Consider the following 24,222-nt stretch of genomic DNA (forward strand, 5'->3'; position numbering starts at 1 on the left):
GAGTCGAGTTACTTGAACTCAGGGTAGAAAGGATTGTGGTTTTTCTCTTCTCCCACGGTGGTCAGCGGACCGTGTCCGGGGCAGAGGATGGTGTGGTCGGGCAGGGTGAAGATTTCGCTGCGGTTGGTGGCGAGGGCTTCGGTGAAGGAGATGGCACCGCCGCCCATGGAGCTGGCGAAGAGGGCATCGCCGACGATGGCGACCGGATTGGCGAGGCCATGGATGACATAGGTGGTGGCACCGATGCTGTGGCCGGTGGTCTGGCGGGTTTCGATGCGCAATTTGCCGTGGGTGAAGGTCTGGCCGCAGTCGAAAAGCGTGGCGCCCTGCCAGGGTTCTTTGGCGCTGGCGAAGAGAGGCTCGTCGTTTTCGCGCAGGGTGGCGAGGTCGGCGATGTGATCGGGATGAGTATGGGTGAGGTAAACGGCTTTGAGGACGAGATCGCGGTCGGAGAGGAATTTGATCATTGGCTCAGCGGTGGCACCGGAGTCGAAGGCGACGGCTTCGCGGGTGCTGCTGTCCCAAACGATGTAGGCATTGACGGTCATGTCGTCAAAAGGGGTGTTGAACTGGGCGAGGCCGGGAAGTTCGACGGGGCGCGGGTGCCAGTTCTGGTGTGCCATGGCAAGCAGGGAGGGCGCATGGAGATGGAGGACCGGGCTGACGAGCCTGATGACGGTTTCGTTGATCTCGCCATCCTTGGTGGCGAGCAGCTGCGGGAGGGCGACGTCGGCTTGCTGGGCGAGGGCTTCGTTGCTGAGACCAAGGCCGCGCTGGGCCTTGTTGATGATGTCGTTAAAAAGGTCTTCGAGCGGAAGCATGTATGGTGGGGAGAAATAAATGAATGAGTGGGGGAACTGATGAAACTGAAGAGTGTGACGGGGACGAATCTCCGCCACACTCATGAGTGGATCGGGGCCGGGTGGCACCGCGACCGGTCTACTCGACGATGCTCACCTTGGTGATGGTGATGGCTTCCGCAGGCACGTCGCTGTGAGGGCCCTTGGAGGTGGTCGGAGAGGCAACGATGGCGTCGGTCACTTCGATGCCTTTGGTCACTTTGCCGAAGACCGCGTAGCCCCAGCCGTCAAAGCTTGGGAAGTCGAGGCTGGCGTTGTCCTTCACGTTGATGAAGAACTGGGTGGTGGCGCTGTGGGGATCGTTGGTGCGGGCCATGGCGATGGTGCCTTTGGCGTTTTTCAGGCCGTTTTTGGACTCGCACTGAATCGGCTTGTCAGTCGGCTTCTGCTGCATGTCGGGGGTGAACCCGCCGCCTTGAATCATGAATCCTGGGATGACACGATGGAAGATGGTGCCGTTGTAGTGGCCTTTGTTGACGTAGTTGACGAAATTCTGCACGCTGAGCGGGGCTTTTTCCGCGTCGAGCTCGAGTTCGAGATTTCCTTTGGATGTTTCGATGATGGCTTTCACAATTCCTTTAACGGGTTGGGTGGTTGTATCGGTTTTTGGTTCTTCCGGTTTGGTTTCCGGCGTGGGTTCCTGAGCCATGACAGCGCAGGTCATGCTCATGAAGATGGCTGCCAGAGGTGTGAGGAGCGTTTTCTTGGTCATGGAAGAGATTGCAGCACGGAGTAGGAAGCGACGCAAAGGGAAAAAGACAATGAAACAAAAAACTGTCAGGGGGGTAGGTTGATGGAGATGAAGTGTTTTGATGCAATAAGGTCGGGATTTTTTTATGTTGATCCGATGAACGATGGCATCATTCAGCATGAAGGGTTGCGGCGGCTGGCATGGCTGACGGTCTTGGTGATCTTTTCAGCTTTTGGTCGGTTGGTTGCGTCAGTTCCTCCGGCTGCGCAGGCATTGCTGGATGAGCGGAGTGCGGCGATCGGCCGGGTGCATGAGGAATTCGACAAGCAGAAGGCGGATCTTTTTGACAAGTATGCAGCGGCTTTGGAGCGTGAGGTGGCGAATTACCGGCAGGGTGGCGATTTGCAAAATCTGCTGGCCGTGACGAAAGAGCAGGAGTCGGCCAGAGAACAGAGGGAGACGACGGATGCCGACGCGCCAGTGCTGGCACCTTATCGAAAGACTTTGGGGGAGACGCTGTCGAAGTATGAGTTGACGGTTGAGTCGACGGTGAAAGGGATTGATGCCAATACGGTGACCTCTCTGAGCGCTTTGCGCACGCAACTGACGCAGGCGGGGAATGTGGAAGCGGCGGTGGCGGTGGATGAACAGATCAAGGCGATTGAAGGGGCGGTGGAAGGGGGGAAACCGGAGGCATCGAGTTTACTGGTGGTGGATGGCAAGGTGCCGGACGCTTCCCTGTTCAAGAGCGAGGATCCTTGGGTGGGAAATTTCACCCTGGAGCCGAAGCGGTATCTGTTGCGTGAGCGGATGGTGCTGGGCAGGCAGGGAAAGAAGGAGGAACCTCAGCGTTCGTATCCGGGAAAGGTGCTGAGCCCGAAGGGATGCCGTTTTGAGAAAGGGGAGATTTTTATCGACGAGGGATTCTTGAAGGCGGAGGGGACGCACTTCAAGGACATGGCATTGCGGGTGGATTTAGGAGGGGAGTTCGAGGCTCGGGATTCGCTTTTTGAGGAGACTTCCGTGGGCAAGGGCGGAGCATGGTTTGTGGATTATTTTTCCAGCAAGTGGGTTTTCGATAACTGTGTGTTCACCGGATCCTTTGTGCGGGAGTGGAAGGTGGGAAACGTTGGGGTGAAGGTGAACAACTGCACATTTTACGGGGTGGAGTTTTCAGGCATTGGATACCGGGAGGACGCGGGCGATGAGGTGAAGCGTCCGTGGATGCAGATCACCAACTGCCTGTTTGTGAACTGCAAAATCCCCGAGAGCTTTTTGTTGGCGACACGGGATTGCATGTTTGTGGACTGCGAGTTTTTGGAAACGGATGGGGAAATGAAGATCAAAACGCCGATCAAAACCCGCATTTTTGTGAACCATCGAAAGTCGCTGCCGACGACTGGACCGATGAGAACGGTGGAGGTGGTGGAGCTTCCGCAGGGCAGGGCCAATGTGGGTGCCTTTTTGAAACACACGCGCACGGGCAAAAGCTTGAGTTTCTGAGCAGTCGGGTGGCCGGGGGCATTTTCCCGGTGTCTGGCACTTGTGGGACGCGTATTCCTCGTTACGTTCCTTCTGTTCATGGTCCCGAAAATTGATCCCAACCTTCACACCGACAAGAAACCTGACTGGATCCGTGTGAAGCTGCCACGCGACCCGGTGTTTTGGAGCACCAAAGCGCTGATTTCCGATTTGCGGCTGCACACGGTGTGCGAAGAGGCGCAGTGTCCGAACCGCTGGGAGTGCTGGAGCCAGGGCACAGCGACGTTCATGATTGCGGGGGACCGCTGCACGCGTGCCTGTGGATTTTGCGCGGTGAAGACGGCGAAACCATTCATGCTGGAGGCGGATGAACCGCAGCGCGTGGCGGCAGCGGTAAAGAGGATGAAGTTGAATCATATTGTCATCACTGCGGTTGCGCGGGATGACTTGAAGGATGGCGGGGCAAATCATTTTGCACGGACGATTGAGGCGGTTCGTGAGGTGGCACCGACGATCACGATTGAGATTTTGGTGCCGGACTTCAATGAGAAGGATGATGCGCTGATTGAGGTGATGAAGGCGCGTCCGCACATTTTTAATCACAACCTCGAAACGGTCGAGCGTCTCACCAAGCTGGTGCGCAGCCGGGCGATGTATCATCGCAGTCTGCACGTGTTGAAGCGGGCAAAAGAGATGGCGGTTGAACTGGGCGGCAAGGTGGCGACGAAGAGCGGCCTGATGTTGGGATTGGGTGAGACGGAGCCGGAGTTGTTTCAAGCGATGGACGATTTGTTGGAGCACGGAGTGACGGTGTTGACCTTGGGGCAGTATTTGCGTCCTTCACCGCAACATTTGCCGGTGGTGAGCTATGTGACGCCGGAGATGTTTGAGAATTACAAGCAGATCGCGTTGAAAAAAGGTTTCAGGCATGTGGCGAGTGCGCCGCTGGTGCGCAGTTCGTATCATGCAGCGGATTTTAAGCCGGAGCTGGATCTGGATTGAGGAGATTTGGAGTGCGCCGCTTGGCGGCGCTTTGGATTCGGGCTGATGACACCGTCGATTGGCTGCATACGTGGCGAATTTTTCGTCCGCGCAACCAAAGCGGTGCAGAGCCCCGCACTCCAAACTTGCACTAAATTTGAAAGGCCCATTCCTCGAAAGGATCAGCCTTTTGTTTCTTCTTGCCGACGCGCTTGTCTAGGGAGCGGTTGGGCTGTTCGCCGCGGATGACGAGGGTGTCAGGGTCGACGCTTTGCATGAGGAAAACGTTGGCTCCGATGGTGCTTCGGGCACCAAGGGTGGTGTCCCCGCCGAGGATGGTGCTGTTGGGATACACCGTGACGTCGTCTTCCACATTGGGGTGACGTTTGATGCCTTTCACGATGTGGCCGTCTTCATCTTTGGTGAAGCTGCGGGCTCCCAGGGTGACGCCGTGGTAGAGTTTGACACGGGTGCCGATGACACAGGTTTCGCCGATGACCACGCCGGTGCCGTGGTCGATAAAGAAATGGCTGCCGATCTGAGCGCCGGGGTGGATGTCGATGCCGGTTTTGCTGTGCGCCCATTCGGTCATCATGCGTGGGATGAGCGGCACGCCCTCGCTGTAAAGAAGATGGGCGAGGCGTTGGATGGCGATGGCCTCGAGGCCGGGATAAGCGAGAATGATTTCGTCGTAGCTTTTGGCGGCCGGGTCGCCTTCGTAGGCGGCTTGCACGTCGGTTTGCAAGAGCTGACGGACCTCGGGGAAGGAGTTGAAGAATTTGCAGCAGACGTCGTCGGCTTTGGCACCGTGATCGCCATTGCCGCCGTTTTGGGCGCGAAGAACGCTGCGCAGTTCGACGCTGAGCCGCTCGCGGATGCCGGCGACGAGTTCGTTGGTGCGCATGGAGATTTCGGTGGAGGCGACGGCTTCGTAGTCGAAGAATCCGGGAAACAGCAGGCAGAGAAGGTCTTCGCAGAGGGTGGCGATGCCGATTTTTGAAGGTAGATCCCCGCAGTCGAGGTGATTGATGCCGCCGATATCCCGGTAGGAATCGAGCAGCAGGTTGACGATTTCTTGCTGTGTTTTTTGCATGGCGGACGGGGCTCTGGCGGGCCCCGGGTTTTGGGTGGGTGGCATTGTTACATCATTGCGGGGGGCTTGCACGAAAACTTTGATTGCTTGCACCTGCCGCAAAAGCGTCCATTTTGCCGCCCGTTTTATTCAAACCAAACCTACTTACGAACATGGCCGATATCGACGTCAGCAAATCCGACAAGAAAGAAAAGGAGTTTTTCTCCGATGTTCCCCAAGCCGCGCCTGGCTTCTTTTTGAAAGGCTCGCACCAGTATGACTGGGGTCTCAAAAACCGTCTCAGCCAGGTGTTCAATCCGAAGGACGGCCGCACGGTGATGCTGGCATTTGACCACGGTTATTTCCAGGGTCCAACCACCGGTCTTGAGCGTGTTGACCAGACGATTCTCCCTCTTGAGCCTTATGCGGACTGCTTGATGCTGACCCGTGGCATCCAGCGCAGCGTGATTCCTGCCAGCACGCAGAAGGCGATCGCCCTTCGCGCCAGCGGCGGCACCTCGATGGTCAGCCCATTTGAAGAGTGGGAAGGTGAGATCGACGGCAAGAAAGCCAAGTTCGGTCGTCCTGGGTTTGAGCCGCTTTCCAACGAGAGCACCGCTTTGAACATTGAAGAGGCGATCCGTCTCAACGCCAGCATTCTTGCGGTGCAGGTGTTCATCGGTGGGGCTTATGAGCGTCAGTCGTTGAAGAACCTCACCGACTTGGTGGATGCCGCCAGCCGTTATGGCATTGGGGTGATGGGCGTGACTGCGGTTGGTCGCGCGATGGCCCGCACGCCGCAGTATTTCCGTCTTGCGACGCGCATCATGGCTGAGCTGGGTGCCAACGTGGTAAAATGCTACTACACCGACACCGAATTCGAAACCGTGACGAGCTGCTGTCCGGTGCCGATCGTGATCGCCGGTGGTAAAAAGCTCCCTGAGCTTGAAGCGCTGACGATGTGCTACAATGCCATCCAGCAAGGTGCCAATGGGGTGGACATGGGCCGTAACATCTTCCAATCGGACGCTCCGATTCCGATGATGCGCGCAGTGCGTGGCGTGGTTCACGAAGGTTTGACCCCTGAGCAGGGCTTCCAGATGTATTCCGACTTGAAAGCCGAAGCTGCCAAGTAACGGACAGGCATTTGAAGTTTCATTTTTGGCCCGTGGGGACGTTGTCCTCGCGGGCTTTAATTTTTCCCAACTAAATATTTTTAACGCCGTGTAAGAAAAATTGAACGCTTTGCGTATTTTCCCCAAGAGAACCAATCGCCGTTCTCCAATTAATTCCAGCTGCTTAATCCATCTCTTTTTTCACCATGAAAATGCATCCGCTTTGCCAGGGAAACCACATCGATCTCAGTGTGGGCCACAGCCGCCGTGAATTCCTTTACACCGGTCTGATTGGTGGGATGGGGCTTTCGCTGCCGATGCTGATGAAACTGCAGGCCGAGCAGAAAATTGCCGATGTGCCTTCCGTGGCGGCCAAGGCAGATTCGATCATTCATATTTACCTCCCCGGCGGCATTGCGCATCAGGAGAGCTGGGACCCAAAACCCTTTGCATCGGCCGATTATCGCGGACCACTGGGTTCGATCAAAACAAAAATCCCGGGCGTTGCTTTCAGCGAGCATTTCAAGAAGACGGCGGAGATTGCCGACAAGTTGACGATCATTCGTTCCATGACCCACGGCGAAGCGGCGCATGAGCGTGGCACGCACAACATGTTGACCGGATATCGTCCAAGTCCGGCGATCAAGTATCCAAGTTTCGGCAGCGTGGTCTCCCATGAGCTGGGCGTGAAGAACAGCTTGCCTCCCTATGTCGTGGTTCCCAATATGTTTGCTCCGGAGAATGGCACCGGCTATTTGAGCACGGCTTATGGTCCATTTGCCCTGGGTAGTGATCCGGCCGCCAGTAATTTCAGTGTTCGCGATCTCGCCTTGCCAAAGGATGTGAGCGAAGCGCGCTTCAATCGCCGTCGCACGCTGTTGGAGTCGGTGGACGCCCATTTCAGCTCCGTGGAAAAGTCGGATGCTTTGACGGCCATGGATTCGTTTTATCAAAATGCTTATGGCTTGATCAGTTCGAAAGCGGCTCGTGAGGCTTTCAATCTTGAGGCCGAGGCAGGCAAACTTCGCGATGAGTATGGCCGCAACCAGGCTGGTCAGCGTTTCCTCATGGCTCGTCGTCTGGTCGAGGCTGGTGTGCGTTTGGTCACCGTGAATTACGGTGGATGGGATCACCACAGCAACATCAAGGCGGGATTTGCAAGCAATGCTCCTCAGTTCGACATCGCTTTTGCCCGTTTGATTCGCGATCTGGAAGAGCGTGGCATGCTGGATCGCACCCTGGTGTTGGTCAGTTCGGAATTTGGTCGCACGCCGAAGATCAACAGCACCAATGGTCGTGACCACTATCCACGTGTGTTCAGCGTTGCCATGGCTGGTGGCGGGGTGAAGCGCGGTTTGGTTTACGGTTCTTCTGATGCCCTTGGTGGTGAGCCTGCCGAAAATCCTGTGGGTCCTGAGAGCCTCGCGAAAACCATGTATCATCTTGTTGGCATCAATGCCGAAAAACGTCTGATGGCTGATGGTGGACGTCCGATCGACATCGTGAATGGCGGTGAGTTGATCAAAGACATTCTTGCCTAAGGAAGATCAGGGGCAGGCGGTCTGTTTGCTTCAACTGATGTATCTTAATATCTCCAACGTCCGAGGGCGGTAAGGTTAATCCGCCGCCCTTTGACGTATCTCTAGCCTATTTTGCTCATAGCCCCGTTAGTCGGTCATTCTCTTTTCTCATCATGAAAGTCGCTGCATTTGTTTGTCTATCCCTGGTTGCGCTGTCAGTCAGTTTGAGCGCTGCTCTCCCCGCGTTGAATACCATGGAACCTCGGGGCATTCAGCGCGGCACGGAGGCCGTGGTTACGATGAAAGGGGATCGGTTGGAGGATTTTGAAGGGCTCATTTTTTATTCGCCCGGCCTCACCGTGAAGAAAGTGGACAAGGTGGCGAAAAATCAGGTGGACATGGTCATTCACGTGGCTCCGGAAGTGCCGCTGGGGAATCACATGTTCCGGCTGCGCACCAAGTCGGGTATCTCCGTGATTCGCCAAATTTTCGTGGGTCCCTATCCCAATGTGGCCGAAGTGGAGCCCAATAACGATTTGGACACCACTCAATTGATCAATTTTAACCAAACTATTGAAGGGGTCGTGAAGACCGAGGATGTGGATTATTTCAGGCTGCAAGCCAAGAAGGGGCAACGCATTAGCCTTGAGGTGGAAGGCGTCCGCCTCGGGTGGACGGGTAACAATGCTTTGTTTGATCCGGCCATCAGCGTGCTGAACAAGGATCGGTTTGAGATCGCTTCCAGCGATGACACCATTCTGCTGCGTCAGGATGGTTATCTGTCGGTGATCGCGCCGGAAGATGGCGAATATTTTATCCAGATTCGGGAAGCTTCCTACCGGGGTTCTGATCTTGCCTTCTACCGGCTGCATGTGGGGAACTTTCGTCGGCCGGATGTCGTTTATCCTTCTGGAGGCAAGGCGGGATCCAAGCTGAACGTGCGTTTCATTGAGGGCAATGGCGAGTCGACCGAACAGGAGGTGCAGTTGCCGGCCGAACCGACCAATGGTTTTGTGGCTTTTCTGAACGAAAACCCTGCGCCCTCCGGCAACACGGTTCGCGTCAGTGCCTTTGAAAACTATCTCGAAGTTGAACCCAATGACACCATGCCGCAGGCCAACAAAACGGCGATGACAGCCCCATGCGCGATGAATGGCATCATTGAAAAGCCAGGTGACGAAGACCGGTTCATGATCACGCTGAAAAAAGGGACCAAGGTGGAATTCTTTGCTTATGCGCAATCCATCGGTTCGCCGCTGGATCCGGTGTTGGTGGTGACCAACGTGAAGGGCGCGGGCATTGGTTCCAATGACGATGGTGGGACCGGGCGTCGCCTTGATTGCAAGCTTTCCATCACCGCCCCTGAAGACGGTGAATATTGTGTGATCATCAAAGACCATCTGTCGCGTGGCGGTCCGAACTATGTTTACCGGATTGAGGCCGTGAGTGCGGTGCCTGAGTTGACCTTTTCCTCGCCGCACTTTGGCGTGAATGACAGTCATACCCGCCAGTTCATCACGGTGCCTCGCGGAGGTTATTACGCGATTTTGGTTAATGCCGTTCGCAACAGCATTGCGGGCGACATGAAGTTCGCTGCCAAAAATCTTCCTCCGGGTGTGACGCTGATCAGTGACACCCTGCCCGGCAATTTTGCCAGCTACCCGCTGCTTTTCAAAGCGGAAGCGGATGCCCCATTGGGTGGAGCGGCGGTGCCCATCACTTTGGAACCTACCAAACCCGAAGAACAGAAAGTGAGCGGCAGGCTTGCACAGGTGTTCGACATCGTTCGCAATGGCAACACCGTTTATCATACTGAGGAAGTCAATCAACTGCCGGTGGCGGTGGTCGAAGAGTTGCCATTCACACTCGAAATCCAGAAGCCAACGGTTCCCATGGTGGCGAATGGCGTGCTTCCTTTGAAAGTCGTGGCCAAGCGCAAGGAAGGATTCAAGGCCCCCATTCGTGTGTTGATGACCTGGAAGCCACCGGGGGTAAATTCCGAAGGTGAGATCGACATTGCCGAAGGACAAACCGAAGCGGTTTTTAATCTCGATTGCAATGCGAACGTCACTCCTGGAACTTATAAATTTACGGTGCTCGGCGAAGCCAACGGGGGCAATGGAACCATTTATCAAGCGGCACCATATTGTGAGGTGGTGATCGCTCCAGCGCACCTTTCCGGGACGATGGATCTGGCGGTGGTTGAGCAGGGCAAGGAGACGACGTTTGTTTGCAAACTCGAACACGCGGTGCCTTTCGAAGGCGAGGCAGTGGCTGAGCTGGTGGGCATTCCCAACGGGGTGCTTGCGGAGCCGGCCAGGATCAAGAAGGACACCAATGAAATCACCTTCAAGTTGAAGACCGAGCCCGTCACTCCGGTGGGCAAACACACGACGGTTTTTTGTCAGGTCCAGGTGCCTGCTGCCGGTGGCGGCACCACATTGCATCGTATTGCCGTGGGTTCCACCCTGCGCGTGGATGCACCGCGCAAAGCCCCGCCGCCGAAACCCGCTGCGGTGGCGGATGCAGCCAAACCAGCACCTCCAAAGCCGGAGGCCCCCAAACAACTTTCACGTCTTGAGCAGCTGCGTCTCGAACAAGCCGGTGCCCAATGAAATGTCGCCAGCCATTTCGACGTATTAAGATGACCACCTTTGCAGCCCTGCACCAGCACCAGCCTTCATGAATCGATCACTCACCCGGATTTCTCTCAGCCTCGCCACTGTGGGCGTTGCCACCGCGCTTTCCGCCAATCCCGTCACGGTGGATTTCAACCGGCAGATCAAGCCGATTCTTGAAGCGCAGTGCGTATCTTGCCATCATCCTGGTGAAGACAAGGGAGGTCTGCTTCTCGATACCTTGCAGGGCATGATCAAGGGTGGCGACAGCGGAACTTCATTGGTTCCTGGTCAGCCTGACAAGAGCGAGATTCTCGCGCGGGTGATGCTGCCTCATGATGATGGTGACATCATGCCGCCCAAGGGCGATCCACTCACTGCGGAGCAACAGGCATTGTTGAAAACCTGGATTGCAGAAGGTGCCAACTGGCCGCAGGGCGTGGCCTTGAAGGCCCGTTCGAAGGAAGAATTGAAGGCGATTGCGCGTCTCGAGCAGAAGGTGAACCGGATCCGCAGCATTGAGGTTTTGCCACCCAACTTCAATCTGGAAACCAAACGCGACAAACATCGCGTGATGGTGTTCGCGACTTTTGATGATGACACGACACGTGATGTCAGTGAGTTTGCTGAGATCAAGGTGGCCAATGGACAGTTCGCGAAACTGGATGCAGGCGTTTTGTATCCCGTTCAGGATGGAGCGACGGAAATCCAGGTGGCGTATCATGGCAAGACGGCTGTCGCGCCGGTGAAGGTGGTGGGTGCGGGGACTGACCGCCCGGTTTCATTCAATCTGGATGTGATGCCCATTTTCATGGCGGCTGGCTGCAATGGCGGGGGCTGTCATGGTTCTGCCCGCGGTAAGGACGGATTCATGCTTTCGCTGTTTGGGTATGATCCTGATGGCGATTACAAACGCATCACGCGTGAACTGGCTGGACGTCGGGTGAACGTAGCGCTTCCTGAGGAAAGCACGCTTGTGGAAAAATCGCTGGGAACGGTGCCGCACTCCGGCAATGAATGTTTTGCTCCGGGCAGTGAGTTTCACAAAACCATGGTGGAATGGATCGCCAATGGAGTGCCGAAAGATGCGAAGGAGGTGGCGACGGTGACCGGCATCGAGATCTTCCCCAAGATGTGCGTGATGGAAGGGCAGGCGGAAACCCAGCAGGTTACGGTGCGTGCCAGTTATTCCGATGGAACGGATCGTGATGTAACAAACCAGGTGGTGTTTTCATCGAACAACGATCCTTGTGCCAGTGTGTCCAAGCTGGGCGTGGTGACTTCGCATGAGCGCGGTGAGGCGTTTGTGCTGGCGCGGTTCTCCACTTATTCGGTCGTGTCGCAGTTCATCGTCATTCCAGAGAATTTGAAGTATGAGCGGCCCAAGCTGGTCGAGAACAATTACATTGATACGCTGGTCAATGACAAGCTGCACAAGCTGCGCATTCTGCCATCCGGCATCTGTTCCGATCAGGAGTTTGTGCGTCGTGTGTATATCGATGTGGTTGGACTTTTGCCAAGCCCTGACGAAGTGAAAAACTTTGTCGCGGATGCCAATCCGAAGAAGCGTGAAGCGTTGATCGACCAACTGCTGGGCCGCAAGGAGTTCACGGAGATGTGGGTGATGAAGTGGTCGGAGTTGTTGCAGATGCACAGCGTCGACAACGCCAATGAGGGCACTTTCTACAAAAACGTGCTGCTCTATTATGGATGGCTTCAGGAGCGGCTCGCCAACAACGTGCCCTTGAATGAAGTGGTTGCCGAGTTGCTGTCGGCTGAGGGAAGCACCATTGCCAACCCGCCCACCAATTATTATCAGACGGAGCGTGACACGTTGTTGGTGACGGAGAACGTGGCTCAGGTGTTCATGGGCATGCGCATTCAGTGCGCCCAATGCCACAACCATCCATTCGACCAGTGGACGATGGATGACTACTACGGGTTCATGGCCTTTTTCACGCAAATCGGCCGCAAGACGACGGATGATCCGAGGGAACAAATCGTGTTCGACCGAGGCACTGGCAATGCGGTGCATCCGGTGACCAAGGCAGCGGTGATGCCGAAATTTCTGGGAGGCGACAAGCCTGAAATCGCGAAGGGTGAAGACCGTCGCGCTGTCATGGCCAAGTGGCTTGCCTCGGATCAAAATCCGTTCTTTGCCCGCAACCTTTCCAACATCACCTGGTCGCATTTCTTCGGCGTTGGCATCATCGACCCGGTGGATGATGTGCGGGTGAGCAATCCGGCCTCCAATCCGGAATTGCTGGCGACGCTGGCCGGGAAACTCTCGGAATACAAATACGATTTCAAACGTCTGGTGCGCGACATCTGCAACTCGATGACCTATCAGCGCAGCACCAAGGCCAACGAGAGCAACGAGAACGACAAGTTCAACTTTGCCAAAGCCCAGGTGCGTCGTCTGCGCGCGGAAGTGCTGGCGGATGCCCTAAGTAATGTGACCAACGTGCCGATGAAATATCAGGGCCTGCCGCTCGGTGCGCGTGCGGTGCAAATTGCCGATGGTTCGGTGTCGGACTATTTCCTCACCACCTTTGGCCGCGCTCAACGCACCACGGTCTGCTCCTGTGAAGTGAAGATGGACCCTGCGCTGGGCCAAGCGTTGCATTTCATCAATGGCAATGCGGTTCACGACAACATCAAGAAGGGCAAGGTGGTTGCCGACATGGTCGCCAAGGACAAAAAATCGGATGAGGAAATCATTCAGGAACTGTTCCTGCGCAGCTTGGGCCGGGATGTGCGTCCTGAAGAAAAAGCGGCGGTCATCAAACAAATCCAGGAGGTGCCTGAAGAACGTGTCGCTGTTTTGGAAGACGTTTTCTGGGCGTTGTTGAACTCGAAGGAGTTTTATTTCAACCACTGACCCTTTCGTTTCTTTAGTGGTCGACTCGGTCCTGATTTCAGATCGGGGCTAAGATCATCCACATTTGCCATCCGGCTGTCGTTGAGATGGCCAAATCAAGTTGTGTAAAATTTTGCCTGCTTTGCGCGTATTTAAGTGACTCATTCACCCATCATTCATGACCCATTCCGTGAGACCAAGCATTGCCCCTAAACCCGTGATCATCGCGCGACGCGTTGCCTTTGTGTCATTTGCTCTGCTGTCAGCGGAGGCGGTCACCTTGCATGCCCAGGAGAAGATCAACTTCAATGACCATGTGCGGGCGGTGTTGGAGAATAAATGTTTCTCCTGCCACAACCCTGACAAAAAGCGCGGGGACTTGGATCTGACCAGTTTTGCGGCGACGATGACCGGTGGTGGCACGGGTGCCATTGTCATTCCTGGGGATCATGAGGGGAGCAAGTTGATCACCACCACGACGAAAAAGGCGGAGCCGTTCATGCCGCCGGAAGGTTCTCCGCTGACGCCTCAGGAGGTTGAGATCTTGACCAAATGGATCAATGGCGGAGTTCTGGAAACCGCATCCAGCATTGCCCGCAAGGCGGCACCGAAAGCAAGCATTGCATTGACGGTAAGTGCTTCAGGTAAGCCGGAAGGTCCGGTGGCGATGCCGGAGCACGTGTTGCTCGAGCCGGTGGTGGTCGCTCCACGCACCAGCGCGATCACGGCGATTGCGGCCAGTTCATGGGCTCCTCTGGTGGCGATCAGCGGCCAGAAACAGGCGTTGATTTACAATACCGACACGCGCAGTCTCGCGGGCATTTATCCGTATGAGGAAGGGCAGATTCGTTCGCTTAAGTTCAGTCAGAGCGGTGGTTTGCTGGTCGGAGCAGGCGGACAGGGTGGTCGCAAAGGCAACGTCGTGGTTTGGGATGTGAAGTCCGGCAAACGCGTGGCCGAGGTGGGCAATGAATTTGACCAGGTGATGACGGCGGACATCAGTCCAAACCAGACCATGGTGGCGTTGGGTGGTCCTTCCAAAGCGGCCAAGGTCTATGATCTTTCCACCAATGAGGAAGTTTACGCGATCAAGAAACACACCGAGTGGATCATGTCGCTGGCTTTCAGTCCCGATGGGGTCTTGCTGGCGAGTGCGGATCGCAACGGCGGAGTGGTGGTGAGCGAAGCCTCAAACGGCGCGGAGTTTTATGTGTTGGACACGCATAAGACGGCTTGCACGAGTGTGGCCTGGCGGGCCGATTCCAACATCCTGGCGACGTCGGGGGAAGATGGGAAAATTGTCACTTATGAAATGACGAATGGCAAGGTGGTGAAGGTTTGGGATGCCCATGCGGGTGGCTGTCTTTCGGTAAGCTTCACTCCAGATGGCAATGTGGTTTCTTCAGGACGCGACGGGGTGGTTCGCATCTGGGATGTGAACGGCAAAAAGCTGATGGAGTCGCCGAAACAGCCGGACCTGGTCACCAAGGTGGCAGCACTTCATGACAGCAAAACCTGTGTGACGGGTGACTGGCTTGGCAACACCAAGATGTGGTCGTTTGCGGGGGTGTTCGCGGAAGTGGGTGCCTTGTCGAGCAATCCACAGCCGATTGCTGCAAGGATCTCGGAAAGCGAGAAACTGGCGGCGGCATTGATGACTCAGGTCGGAACGGCGGAAGCTGGGGTCAAGAAAGCGACTGACGCTTTGAATGCCAAAAACGCGGCGGTCGAAGCGGCCAAGAAGCTGGCGGGGGATATGACGGCCGGGGTTAAAAAACTGGAGCAGGAAGTGGCTGCAGCGAATGGTCAACAGCAAGCACTTACAAAATCGTTGGCGGAGACGAACCAGCGTCGCGCCGAGTTGGGGGCTGAGTGGAAGAAGCATGAAGCCATCGCTGCCAAGTTGAAAACAGATGAAGCGAGTTTGGCGGCACTGACGGCTGAACGCCAGACATTGACCACACCGGAGCAGCAGCCGAAAGCGGCAGAAGTCGACAAAAAATTGGCGGATTTGAAAGCACCGATTGAGGCGGCGAAAGCAGCGATGGCAAAACCACCGCAACAGATGATTGAGGTCGATGGCAAGATTCGCGAGATTCAGGAGCAGTTGACGGCGTTGAACAAAGCGCTGCCAGAGAAGAAAAAGCAGTTGGATGAATTGAAGCCAAAGGCGGCCAAACAGCCGGAGGTGGTGGCGGCTCTGGAAAAGGAAGTGGCCCCTTTGAGTGCCGGACTTGCCGCTGCGCAGAATCAATTGAAGAAGGTGCAGGGCGACCTGGCTTTCCAACAGCAGATGCCGGTGAAGCTGCGTGCGGCACAGTTCAATTTGGGATTGCTGGCGGAGCGTGATGCCCTCGAAAAACTGGAGGCGGAAGTCAAAGGTTTGCAGGAAGCTCAAAAGGAGACCGATGCGACGCTCGTTGCGGCGAAGACGAAGATTGATGAGAGTCGCAAGGTGATGGCGGAGAGTGCTGCGGCTTTACCTGCGTTGGATGAGGTGTTCGCCAAATTGACGGCGGATCAGCCAGCCATTGAGAAGATGGTTGAGCCGGGCAAGGCGCAGGAAGGGCAACTGCTGGGACAGGTGAATGCGGAGAAGAAGAAGGTCGTGGACCAGGAGGCGGCGATCAAGGCATTGGATGATGCGAAGAATGCACGCATTGCGGCGGCAGCCAAGGCAGCAGAAGAAATCACCAAACAGATCCAAGTTTTGCAGAAGCAGCTTGGAGATGTGAATGGCAAACTCGATGGCCCGGCGAAAGCGGCGGAGGCCAAACAGGTGGCGATGAACAAGATGAACGAGGACTTGCAGGGGGCGAGGTCACTTGCCGGTCTGGCGAATCAAAGGGCGCAAGAGACTCAAGCAGTCGTGAAAAAATCGGAGGAAGCTTTGGCGGCGGCGAAAGGCAATGCGGAAGCGGAGAAGGCGGCAACGGAGGCATTGAATGCGGCTCGGAAATCGATGTCGGAGGCGCAGGGCGCATTGGGTCAAGGAAATGGACTGCTGGCACAGCGTGAGAAAGCGGCGGCGCAGTCGAAAGCGGAGCATGAAGCAGCAGTTAAGGCAGCGGCCCCATTGCGCGAGCAGCAGGCGAACTTGAACAAGCAGATTGGGATTCGCAATCAGGAGCTCGCGGCGAAAAAAGCGGAGCCGGAGAAGGCGAATGCCGAGTTTGCGGCAGCGTCCCAGCCTCATCGCGTTGAGATCGGCAAGGTGAAGGCGGTGGTCGGACCGATGGAAACCCAACTCGCCGAGGTGCGTGCCAAGCTGGCGGCGGATCAGAAAACGGTGGAGGGGGCACGTGCTGCGTTGGCCAAGGCTAAAGGTGATGCGGAGGCGGTCCGTCAGCGACAGGCAGATGCGCAGAAGTCAATTGACGGAGCAACGAAACAGATCGCGGATTCCGAGAAGATGCTGGTGGAGATCCAACAGGAGCTAGCCAAACAGGAGCCGGGTTTGCAGCCGCTGCGGGATAAAGTGAAGCAGCTCAGTGAGCAGTATTTTGCGATGTTGCCGCCGGCGAAGTAGACGATTTGGTCAGGCATATGATCGTTCTTTGGCGAGACAGGCACAGAGAGTGGCAATGTTAAGAATCATCGGCGGCATTAGGGTGGTGAAAGGTGAGTTTGATAAATCGACGCCCTCAAAAGGGGATGGCTGTTTTTTGTCGAAACCTCTATTTCGAGAAGCCTTCGGTGCTGACTGGTCGTCCGAGTTGTGGAAGCACAGGTTCGCTGATGCGGCTCTCATTGTCCCAACGGGACGATTCATCAAAGCCCGGCACAGGGTGCCGGTGGGGAGAAATTAGGGGGCGTTCTAAAGGAACGAATCATGCGCATTAAGTGGCGAGAGATGCACTCCGCATGAGGCGTCCCAGTAGGACGCAACCAAACCCTCGACAAAACCCGGCACCTTGTGCCGGCTGGTGTGCTTGGCATGAACATGAACTAATCAGATGAAAGGAACTGATCGGAGACGATGGGAGTCAACCGTAGCCGGAGACAAGGTAGCGGACCGCGAGGCCGTGGCTGAAAGGTCGACCGAAGGGAGACAGCCAGCCGCAGGCTGCCCCGAAGGGGTGGAGCGAAGCGACAGCAACTCCGAGGCAAAATCTCGACCACAGGAACACGAAGAGTCAGCGAGGCAGGATGCGGGCGGCGAGCGTGCCAGCAAACGCGAAGCCCAAAACCCATCAAGACGCATCAAGTAAAGGCTCGTGGCCCGAGAGGACAGTGCATGTTCTTACCCAAGGAGACCTGTTTGATGAAAATCAGACAGGAGTCAGCAGAGGTCGTAGTAGTGAAGAGAGCCAGCGAAAGCTGGAAGGAGCGAAGGGCCGAAGGAACAACTGCAAAGCGACCAACGCGACTGTGGACCGCGCAGAACCCGCCCAAACGTCAGCCGTCGGAAGTGGAAGCCCCACCGAGCACGGCACGAACCCGAACCGCCCAGAGGGTGAAGCCCTTGTAAACGGTGAGGGGAGTGGCACTGCGGCAACCACGCGTAGCGAAGGACAGAGGCCAGCAATGCAGGAGGTAACGATGGAAGCTGCCGTAGAGGAAGCCAACTGGGATGCCGCACTCCACGCTGTGGAGCGCAACAATGGTGCCCCAGGCCCCGACGGCATGCGAGCTAAAGAACTGCGGGATCACCTCGCCAAGCATGGAGAAGGGATCAAAGCCAAGCTGCTGAGAGGCAGTTTTGAACCTTCTGCAGCAAGGCGTAAAGAGATCCCCAAACCCAATGGCGGCACCCGGCCATTGAGCATCCCCAACGTGCTGGATCGGTTCGTGCAACAACTGCTGCTGCAAATCATGCAGCCGAGCTTTGAACCAAGGTTTAGTGAAGCGAGCTACGGGTTTAGACCCGGACGTAGTGCGCACCAAGCCGTCAGAGCAGCACGGCATCACGCACAGGAAGGGAGGGATTGGGTGGTGGACATGGACATCACCAAGTTCTTTGACCATGTGAACCACGACATCCTCATGGCGCAGGTGAGTTGCGTCGTGAAGGACAAACGAGTGCTAAAACTCATTGGGCGGTTCCTCAGAGCAGGGATCGTCCTGCCAGATGGATGCAAAGTAAGCACCGAAGAGGGCACCCCACAAGGAGGCCCACTATCACCGCTGCTGGCCAACATCTATCTGGACCAGCTCGACAAAGAGTTGGAACGCCGAGGCCTCAAACACGTCCGCTACGCCGATGACTGCAACATCTACGTGAGCAGCCAGAAGGCTGCGCAACGAGCGATGGAAAGCATCAAGGAATGGATAGCCAAGAGGCTGAAGCTGCAAGTCAACGTGGAGAAGAGCGGCACAGGCCGGGTTTGGGAACGCAAGTTCCTGGGCTTCATTCTCACCATCGCGCTGCTCATCGCCATATCCCCGCAAGCTGTGGCGAAGTTTAAAGACCAAGTCCGGACGAAATGGGATGCGAGACAATCGATGACCAGCGAAGAGATGCGCGACCAATGGAGGAACTATCAGCGAGGCTGGTGGGCATACTATGGGAAGGCGGAGGATCGCAAAAGCGTCCTGAGACTCAGCGGATGGATACGCCGCCACATCAGGAAGTGTTTTTGGCTCCGATGGCACAACGCCAAAGGACGCCGGGCAGCCTTTGTCCGACTGGGAATCCCCCCGAGTCGAGTCGATATAGCTCACAGCAGTCGAGGAGCCTGGCGCATGGGGCGGCACCCCGTGATGCAGGAAGCGCTCAACAACCGGAGACTGAAACGATATGGGTTTATCACACCATCTGACCTCGCGGGATAAGCCCCGCGTTGTGTCCAACCGCCGGATGCGGAAAACCGCACGTCCGGTGGTGTGGGAGCCCTGACGGGTGCAAATCCCGTCAGGGCCACCCGATTGATGAATCGTCCCGTTGGGACGAGGTTTTCAGTGCCACTGGATGCAGTGCGACAGTTTGTATAGCTGATCTACTTATCTGGAGCGAGAAATCTCTGCATGAGGCGACCAAGGATTTGTTTGCCGCGGTCGTTGGCGTGGATGGGGTCGCGTTTGAAGGAATCGAGGGCGTAACCGCTGGTCTTGACGTATTCCCACCAGGGACCGGTCATGTCGAAGAATCCACATTTCTCTTCTTGGGCGAGGGTTTGTAAATTGGCCCGGTAAGGATAGGCTTTGGCGTCGGGTTGCGGGGTCCAGTTTTTGTTGTGGGCGTTTTGCGGGGCACCAAAGGTGGGGCTGAGGAGGAGGATTTCGAGGTTGGGAAGTTTGGCGCGGCATTGATGAATAACGCTGCGGATGGCGGCGATGTCATCGCGCTGGCTGATGCCGCCGATGACGAGAAGGTCGGGGTTGTGGCGGATGACGTATTCCTCGACACGGTTTTCTTCCTGATACCACCAGCAGCCGGTGGAGCCGCGCACGCTGAGGGTCTTTTTGATTTTGGTTTGGGGGTAGTCGCGGGCGAGGAGGTGTTCGAATTCGGAGCCGGAGGTGTCGCCAATGATGCTGTCGCCGAGCATGACCATGCGGAAGCTGGGGCCATTGGCGAGTTTGGTTTTGGTTTGGGAGAGGTTTTGCCAGCGATTGGTGGGGGCGGTCCAGGTGACCGGCTTCATGCCTTGGTAGATGTTGTCGATGCGGACGAGGGGATCGAGTCCGGCATTGGGATCTTTGGCTTCGCCATCGATGAGAAACCAGCCGAGTCGGGAGTAGCGGCCTTTGCTGCCTTCCGGAGTGATCTCTGAGATGCGCAGTTCGAGGATGGACTCCTTGGTGGGATCAAGGTTTTGTTCGAGGGCGGTGGCGTGGGGGCGCGTGGAGTTGAGGCAGTATTTGTCGAAGCGGGCTTTGGGTTTCCATTCGCCGTCGTTGATGCGGTATTCGAGATTGCCGGTGTCGGGTCCAATGAGGTCAAAGATGCCGACCTGGCTGCCTTTGAATTTAAGGGTGATGGTAGCGCCGGGTTGGTTGCTGACCGCAAGATGAGGAAGTCGATTGGTGCTGCTGAGCTGCCAGCCGAGCCAGCCGGAGTCGAGGGTGGCCCAGTCGTAGGGAACGAGCCGGGCGTTTTCCATGGGGCGGGGGCTGAGGGGTTGGGGAAGTGAGACGGTGGTGCTTCCTGTGAAGGTGGCGCTGGCTTGGAAGAAGGGCTTGAGGGATTCGAGGTAAAGGGCGTAACCGGCGTCGGTGGGGTGAACGTTGTCTTTGGCGAAAGCTTCGATGGTCATTTTGCCGCTGAGAATGTGTTCGGCGGCGGGTTTGGCCATGATGACGCTGGGAATACCGTAGTGCTCGGCGACCTTTTCGTGGTATTGCATGGTTGGGGGGAGCTTGCCGTTTTTGAAGTCTTCGAGGTGACCGGCAACAAGGGTATAGACGAAGAGGATGTCGGGTTTGGAAGGGGTTTTGGAGCGCAGTTGTCGAACGATGCCTTCCATGCTGGCGACGACCTGATCTTCGGGGAGGCCTCCGTCGTTGACGGCGAACTCGACGATGACGAGGTCAGGACGGTAGTAGCCGACGTCGTTCCAGCAGCGGAACGCGCCAAGCCAGGAACCGGTGCCACCAATGGCGGCGTTGTAGGGCTGGATACGGGCTTTGGGATTTTCCTGGCGCAACCAAGGGGTGAGCAGTTCGCGGTAGCAGAACTTGGGATTGCTGGCACCGGCTCCAGCGGTGATGGAGCCGCCGAAGTAGATGATGCGGGTGTCATCGCCCGGGGTGGTGAGTTTTTTCTGGAAGTTGGGAAGGCCGTTGCGGAGGTTGAAGTGGGGTTTGTCCTCGGCGTGAAGCGTGAGGGCGGTGAGAAAGAGGAGCGTGATGAGGGAGCGCATGATGGTTATGGCCGGTTTCCGGCGGTAGTGGGAGATGAGTCTATCTTCAAAGAATTGGCGCGGATGGAGCACTGGTCGCCTTGAATGGGCATGTTTAGGGTTAAAGGGTAGTTGTTTAAAGGCCCAGATTAGTCATCGATTGTAGAAGACTGTAGCGCCTTTAAGAAGTTGGCAAACGAGTCGGTGATGTGATAGCAGTTATCATAACCGCATGGACGGGGAGGGAGTTGGTCTTCATCTCGCAGTCGATAAAATTCGATCGCATTTGGACTGTTGGAGTAGAATTGTTGAGGGTCGGCAATGTCCTTGTAGTAGTTCATTTCCCCGTCGAGGCTGTAAATAGCACCTCGATCCAAACCACATACAGACAAGCAAGTGAAGGCTCCAAAATCGCCGGAACCTATGCAAATCATGTTTCTGGGCACAATAAGCGAATCCAACAGCTCTTCCACTTCAATAATAGAGTGAAGCGAGGTTAGTCCGTGACTGCCGAAAGGAGTTGGATAACTACATGGCACCCAACCATCCAAAAAGCCTGGACCAATAAAGGCAATAAAATCCCGATATTCAGGTGGCAGGCTTACGCCAATCTTGGACTCCAGGCGGGCTACCTCATCGTTGTTGGCAGGCTTGTCTTTGGGAGACCAACCACAATCAACCAGGTTTGGAAAATCACTTGGTTTCACAGGGTTGGGCGAACAATTAAAGGGTGACTTCGAACTGTTGGTTGGGTTCGGTGAGAAATTGGTCCATCCAAGGCGAATAGGTTTTGATGCGGACGGTTTTTTTGTCGGGGAGGAACTGCATCAGACGGAAGTAACCCCCGCCTTGGTAGGGACGTTTGGGGTCGACGCCGGCCTGGTAGTTGGAGAGGATTTGATGGATGTTTTGTCCAGCTTTGCCGGGGCTGATGAGGTGAGCGGTGCCGTCGCCAAGGACATGGCCGCTGAGCATGAAATGGATGTTGGGGTGACGGGAGAGGAGTTTTTGCCAGAGGTCTTCGCCTTCGTTGACGTCGGTGGCTTTGGCGAGGGGATAGGTCTTTGGGTTCCACTTTTGCTCCTTGCCGTATTTTTCGAGGTGATAGCGGGTGTCGTCGTGGAAGAGGTAGGCGTGGGTGGAGGCGATGATGAAGTGGTTGGGATGCCCGGCAGCGATTTTGTCGGCCCATTGGATGACGGCATCGCGCGGACCGAACTCGAGGGCGATGATGAGGAGTTCGCCGGTGGGGGTGGAAATGGTGTGGGCGGTGTTTTCGAGTTTACCGGGTTCGAAGTAGTGGACGGTGCTGCTGTTGGAGTAGTCGGTGGGCTTGAAGTAGTCGTTGAGGAGGGTGCTGCGGTCGGCGGCTTTGCCGTCTGGGCCGAGGTCGTGGTTGCCGGGGAGAAGCGAGTAAGGAATTTTTGCCTGATGGAGAATGTCGTAGGCTTTGCGGGCATTTTGCCACTGGTCGGGGCGGTTGTGGTCGGTGATGTCACCGAGGTGCATGACGAAGCGGATGTCATGGCTTGCCTTGTGGGCGGCGACCCATTCGGTCTGGCGGATGAAAACTTCGGGGGCTTTGTCGGTGAGGTTTTGGGTGTCGGGAAAAACGGCGAGGGTCCAGGTGCCGGGTGGAGCGTCGAAGGGGGTGGTGGGGACGGTTTGGGCGTGGGGCGGGAGCGAGGGGGTTTGAGAGAAAGCGCTCGCGGGGATGACGCTGAGGGCGAGTGGTTTGAGAAAGGCGCGGCGATTGATGTTCATGGCGGCGAGGGTTACGCGGCCATGAATGGTTTTGTTGCAAGTAGCAGCCGACGTGTGGAGGCTCTTGCGGTGAAGCGAGTGGGATCGCTGACTAGATGAGTTAGAGCCGACTCACGTCGGCTGCTACGGGGAATTTCTTAGATGGCGAACTCGTCGGTGCTGGTGGTGGTGTCGTCGCCGACGGCGCGCAGGATCATGCCGGCGGCGACGGTGTTGTTGGTCATTTCATCGACGAGGACGAAGCTGCCGGTGGTGCGGTTTTGGGCGTAGGGATCGAAGTAGAGGGGGCTGGCGCAGCGGATGCGTATGCAGCCAATGTCGTTGAGGCCGAAGCCTTCGTCGCCTTGCTCGTGATCGAGGGTGGTGATGTTAACGCGATAGACGAGGTCGGTGACGGTGACGCGCACGTCGCGGGTGGTGTGACGCAGGTGGAAGCGGGCGCGCGGACGAAGTTTTTTGTCGGTGAACCAGCAGATCATGGCGTCGATGTAGGCGCTGTGCTGGGGCGGGGCGCTGGCTTGGGCGATCATGTCGCCGCGGGAGATGTCGATCTCGTCGGCCAAAGTGAGGGCGTAGCTGAGGGCGGGTTCGGCTTCGGTCACGTCGCCGTCGCCGGTGTGGATGCTGGTGATGCGGCTGGTCATGCCGGCGGGGTAGGCGATGACTTCGTCGCCGACTTTGAATTTGCCGCTGGCAAGGCGTCCGGCGAAGCCACGGAAGTCGTGGTAATCGTCGGACTGGGGACGGATGACCCATTGAACAGGAAAGCGGGCTTCGTCCTGGGTTTCGCCGGTGAGCACTTCGACGGTTTCGAGATGATGGAGCAGCGTGGGGCCGGTATACCAAGGGGAGTTGGTGGAGGCGTCGACGACGTTGTCGCCGTGGAGGGCGCTAATGGGAATGAAGGTGACTTTGGGGTTGTGTTCGAGGCCTTTGGCGAAGGAGGTGAAGGTGGAGACGATGGTGTTGTAGGTATCTTCGCTCCAATGGACGAGGTCCATTTTATTGATGGCGACGAGGATGTGCTGGATGCGCAGCAGGGAGGCGAGGTAGGCGTGGCGGCGGGTCTGTTCAGCGACGCCGTGACGGGCGTCGACGAGGATGATGGCGAGGTCGGCGGTGGAGGCACCGGTGACCATGTTGCGGGTGTATTGGGTGTGGCCGGGGGTGTCGGCGATGATGAACTTGCGTTTGGGGGTGGCGAAGTAGCGGTAGGCGACGTCGATGGTGATGCCTTGTTCGCGCTCGGCGCGGAGGCCGTCGGTGAGAAGGGCGAGATTGACGTGTTCGTCGCCGCGACGTTTGCTCGATTCTTCGACGGCGAGGAGCTGGTCTTCAAAGATGGATTTGGAGTCGTAGAGGAGGCGGCCGATGAGGGTGGATTTGCCGTCGTCAACGGAGCCGGCGGTGGTGAAGCGGAGGAGGCTGGACTCGGTGGGATTGAGCGGGAGGGACATTTATGGAAAGGATAAAGG

16 protein-coding genes are annotated in these 24,222 nt (G+C 56.6%); 9 read left to right on the forward strand and 7 right to left on the reverse strand.

Going from position 1 to position 24,222, the window contains the following annotated elements:
- Nucleotides 1-8: 8 nt before the first annotated feature.
- A complete protein-coding gene (locus tag FEM03_RS02235; protein WP_138084552.1) occupies nucleotides 9-821 on the reverse strand; it encodes an MBL fold metallo-hydrolase in 813 nt (270 codons plus the stop codon).
- Between the two features lie 118 nt (nucleotides 822-939).
- Nucleotides 940-1,572, reverse strand: a complete 633-nt coding sequence (locus FEM03_RS02240; RefSeq protein ID WP_166442556.1) for a peptidylprolyl isomerase — start codon at nucleotides 1,570-1,572, stop codon at nucleotides 940-942.
- Between the two features lie 135 nt (nucleotides 1,573-1,707).
- On the opposite strand from FEM03_RS02240, the gene FEM03_RS02245 reads away from it, so the two are divergent.
- Nucleotides 1,708-3,054, forward strand: coding sequence for a hypothetical protein (locus tag FEM03_RS02245; protein ID WP_138084553.1), 1,347 nt, complete (start codon nucleotides 1,708-1,710; stop codon nucleotides 3,052-3,054).
- 78 nt (nucleotides 3,055-3,132) lie between these two features.
- On the forward strand, nucleotides 3,133-4,035 hold the full coding sequence (gene lipA, locus FEM03_RS02250) for a lipoyl synthase (RefSeq protein ID WP_138084554.1): 903 nt from the start codon (nucleotides 3,133-3,135) through the stop codon (nucleotides 4,033-4,035).
- 130 nt (nucleotides 4,036-4,165) lie between these two features.
- On the opposite strand, the gene epsC is transcribed toward lipA, so the two are convergent.
- On the reverse strand, nucleotides 4,166-5,107 hold the full coding sequence (epsC, locus tag FEM03_RS02255; protein WP_138084555.1) for a serine O-acetyltransferase EpsC: 942 nt from the start codon (nucleotides 5,105-5,107) through the stop codon (nucleotides 4,166-4,168).
- Between the two features lie 152 nt (nucleotides 5,108-5,259).
- Between epsC and FEM03_RS02260 the strand changes: the two genes are divergently transcribed.
- The 7 genes from FEM03_RS02260 (at nucleotide 5,260) to ltrA (ending at nucleotide 18,974) form a co-directional block, all read left to right on the forward strand.
- Nucleotides 5,260-6,222, forward strand: coding sequence for a 3-hydroxy-5-phosphonooxypentane-2,4-dione thiolase (locus FEM03_RS02260; protein WP_138084556.1), 963 nt, complete (start codon nucleotides 5,260-5,262; stop codon nucleotides 6,220-6,222).
- A gap of 185 nt (nucleotides 6,223-6,407) precedes the next feature.
- On the forward strand, nucleotides 6,408-7,742 hold the full coding sequence (locus tag FEM03_RS02265; RefSeq protein ID WP_138084557.1) for a DUF1501 domain-containing protein: 1,335 nt from the start codon (nucleotides 6,408-6,410) through the stop codon (nucleotides 7,740-7,742).
- A 152-nt stretch (nucleotides 7,743-7,894) separates the two neighbouring features.
- Nucleotides 7,895-10,336 (forward strand): PPC domain-containing protein, encoded by a 2,442-nt coding sequence (locus tag FEM03_RS02270; RefSeq protein ID WP_206170808.1) that lies wholly within the window; start codon nucleotides 7,895-7,897, stop codon nucleotides 10,334-10,336.
- A 67-nt stretch (nucleotides 10,337-10,403) separates the two neighbouring features.
- Entirely contained in the window at nucleotides 10,404-13,220 is a 2,817-nt protein-coding gene (locus tag FEM03_RS02275; RefSeq protein WP_138084559.1) for a PSD1 and planctomycete cytochrome C domain-containing protein, read from the forward strand.
- A 157-nt stretch (nucleotides 13,221-13,377) separates the two neighbouring features.
- Nucleotides 13,378-16,728 carry a WD40 domain-containing protein gene (locus FEM03_RS02280; protein WP_138084560.1) on the forward strand — a complete coding sequence of 1,117 codons (3,351 nt, stop codon included), beginning with the start codon at nucleotides 13,378-13,380 and terminating at the stop codon, nucleotides 16,726-16,728.
- Nucleotides 16,729-17,155: 427 nt separating this feature from the next.
- Nucleotides 17,156-17,410 (forward strand): hypothetical protein, encoded by a 255-nt coding sequence (locus tag FEM03_RS02285; protein ID WP_138084561.1) that lies wholly within the window; start codon nucleotides 17,156-17,158, stop codon nucleotides 17,408-17,410.
- Between the two features lie 331 nt (nucleotides 17,411-17,741).
- Nucleotides 17,742-18,974, forward strand: coding sequence for a group II intron reverse transcriptase/maturase (gene ltrA / locus FEM03_RS02290; RefSeq protein WP_206170809.1), 1,233 nt, complete (start codon nucleotides 17,742-17,744; stop codon nucleotides 18,972-18,974).
- Between the two features lie 164 nt (nucleotides 18,975-19,138).
- Here ltrA and FEM03_RS02295 read toward each other — a convergent pair whose 3' ends face one another.
- From FEM03_RS02295 to FEM03_RS02310, 4 genes are all read right to left on the reverse strand, one after another.
- Nucleotides 19,139-21,004: an SGNH/GDSL hydrolase family protein gene (locus tag FEM03_RS02295; RefSeq protein ID WP_138084563.1), complete on the reverse strand. Its 1,866-nt coding sequence runs from the start codon at nucleotides 21,002-21,004 to the stop codon at nucleotides 19,139-19,141.
- A 128-nt stretch (nucleotides 21,005-21,132) separates the two neighbouring features.
- Complete coding sequence (locus tag FEM03_RS02300) at nucleotides 21,133-21,690, reverse strand: SMI1/KNR4 family protein (protein ID WP_166442557.1); 558 nt, start codon at nucleotides 21,688-21,690, stop codon at nucleotides 21,133-21,135.
- A gap of 16 nt (nucleotides 21,691-21,706) precedes the next feature.
- On the reverse strand, nucleotides 21,707-22,747 hold the full coding sequence (locus FEM03_RS02305) for a metallophosphoesterase (protein ID WP_138084565.1): 1,041 nt from the start codon (nucleotides 22,745-22,747) through the stop codon (nucleotides 21,707-21,709).
- 137 nt (nucleotides 22,748-22,884) lie between these two features.
- Nucleotides 22,885-24,204, reverse strand: a complete 1,320-nt coding sequence (locus tag FEM03_RS02310) for a sulfate adenylyltransferase subunit 1 (protein WP_138084566.1) — start codon at nucleotides 24,202-24,204, stop codon at nucleotides 22,885-22,887.
- Nucleotides 24,205-24,222: the final 18 nt, after the last annotated feature.

The sequence above is a fragment of the Phragmitibacter flavus genome (assembly GCF_005780165.1).
In the GTDB taxonomy this organism is placed as follows: Bacteria; Verrucomicrobiota; Verrucomicrobiia; order Verrucomicrobiales; family Verrucomicrobiaceae; genus Phragmitibacter; species Phragmitibacter flavus.

Coding starts and splice junctions, on each gene's coding strand:
- FEM03_RS02305 (WP_138084565.1), bottom strand. CDS start 22,747: ATGAACATCAATCGCCGCGCCTTTCTCAAACCACTCGCCCTCAGCGTC.
- FEM03_RS02260 (WP_138084556.1), top strand. CDS start 5,260: ATGGCCGATATCGACGTCAGCAAATCCGACAAGAAAGAAAAGGAGTTT.
- FEM03_RS02265 (WP_138084557.1), top strand. CDS start 6,408: ATGAAAATGCATCCGCTTTGCCAGGGAAACCACATCGATCTCAGTGTG.
- FEM03_RS02245 (WP_138084553.1), top strand. CDS start 1,708: ATGAACGATGGCATCATTCAGCATGAAGGGTTGCGGCGGCTGGCATGG.
- FEM03_RS02310 (WP_138084566.1), bottom strand. CDS start 24,204: ATGTCCCTCCCGCTCAATCCCACCGAGTCCAGCCTCCTCCGCTTCACC.
- lipA (WP_138084554.1), top strand. CDS start 3,133: ATGGTCCCGAAAATTGATCCCAACCTTCACACCGACAAGAAACCTGAC.
- epsC (WP_138084555.1), bottom strand. CDS start 5,107: ATGCAAAAAACACAGCAAGAAATCGTCAACCTGCTGCTCGATTCCTAC.
- ltrA (WP_206170809.1), top strand. CDS start 17,742: ATGGAAGCTGCCGTAGAGGAAGCCAACTGGGATGCCGCACTCCACGCT.
- FEM03_RS02280 (WP_138084560.1), top strand. CDS start 13,378: ATGACCCATTCCGTGAGACCAAGCATTGCCCCTAAACCCGTGATCATC.
- FEM03_RS02285 (WP_138084561.1), top strand. CDS start 17,156: ATGAAAGGAACTGATCGGAGACGATGGGAGTCAACCGTAGCCGGAGAC.
- FEM03_RS02240 (WP_166442556.1), bottom strand. CDS start 1,572: ATGACCAAGAAAACGCTCCTCACACCTCTGGCAGCCATCTTCATGAGC.
- FEM03_RS02295 (WP_138084563.1), bottom strand. CDS start 21,004: ATGCGCTCCCTCATCACGCTCCTCTTTCTCACCGCCCTCACGCTTCAC.
- FEM03_RS02235 (WP_138084552.1), bottom strand. CDS start 821: ATGCTTCCGCTCGAAGACCTTTTTAACGACATCATCAACAAGGCCCAG.
- FEM03_RS02270 (WP_206170808.1), top strand. CDS start 7,895: ATGAAAGTCGCTGCATTTGTTTGTCTATCCCTGGTTGCGCTGTCAGTC.
- FEM03_RS02275 (WP_138084559.1), top strand. CDS start 10,404: ATGAATCGATCACTCACCCGGATTTCTCTCAGCCTCGCCACTGTGGGC.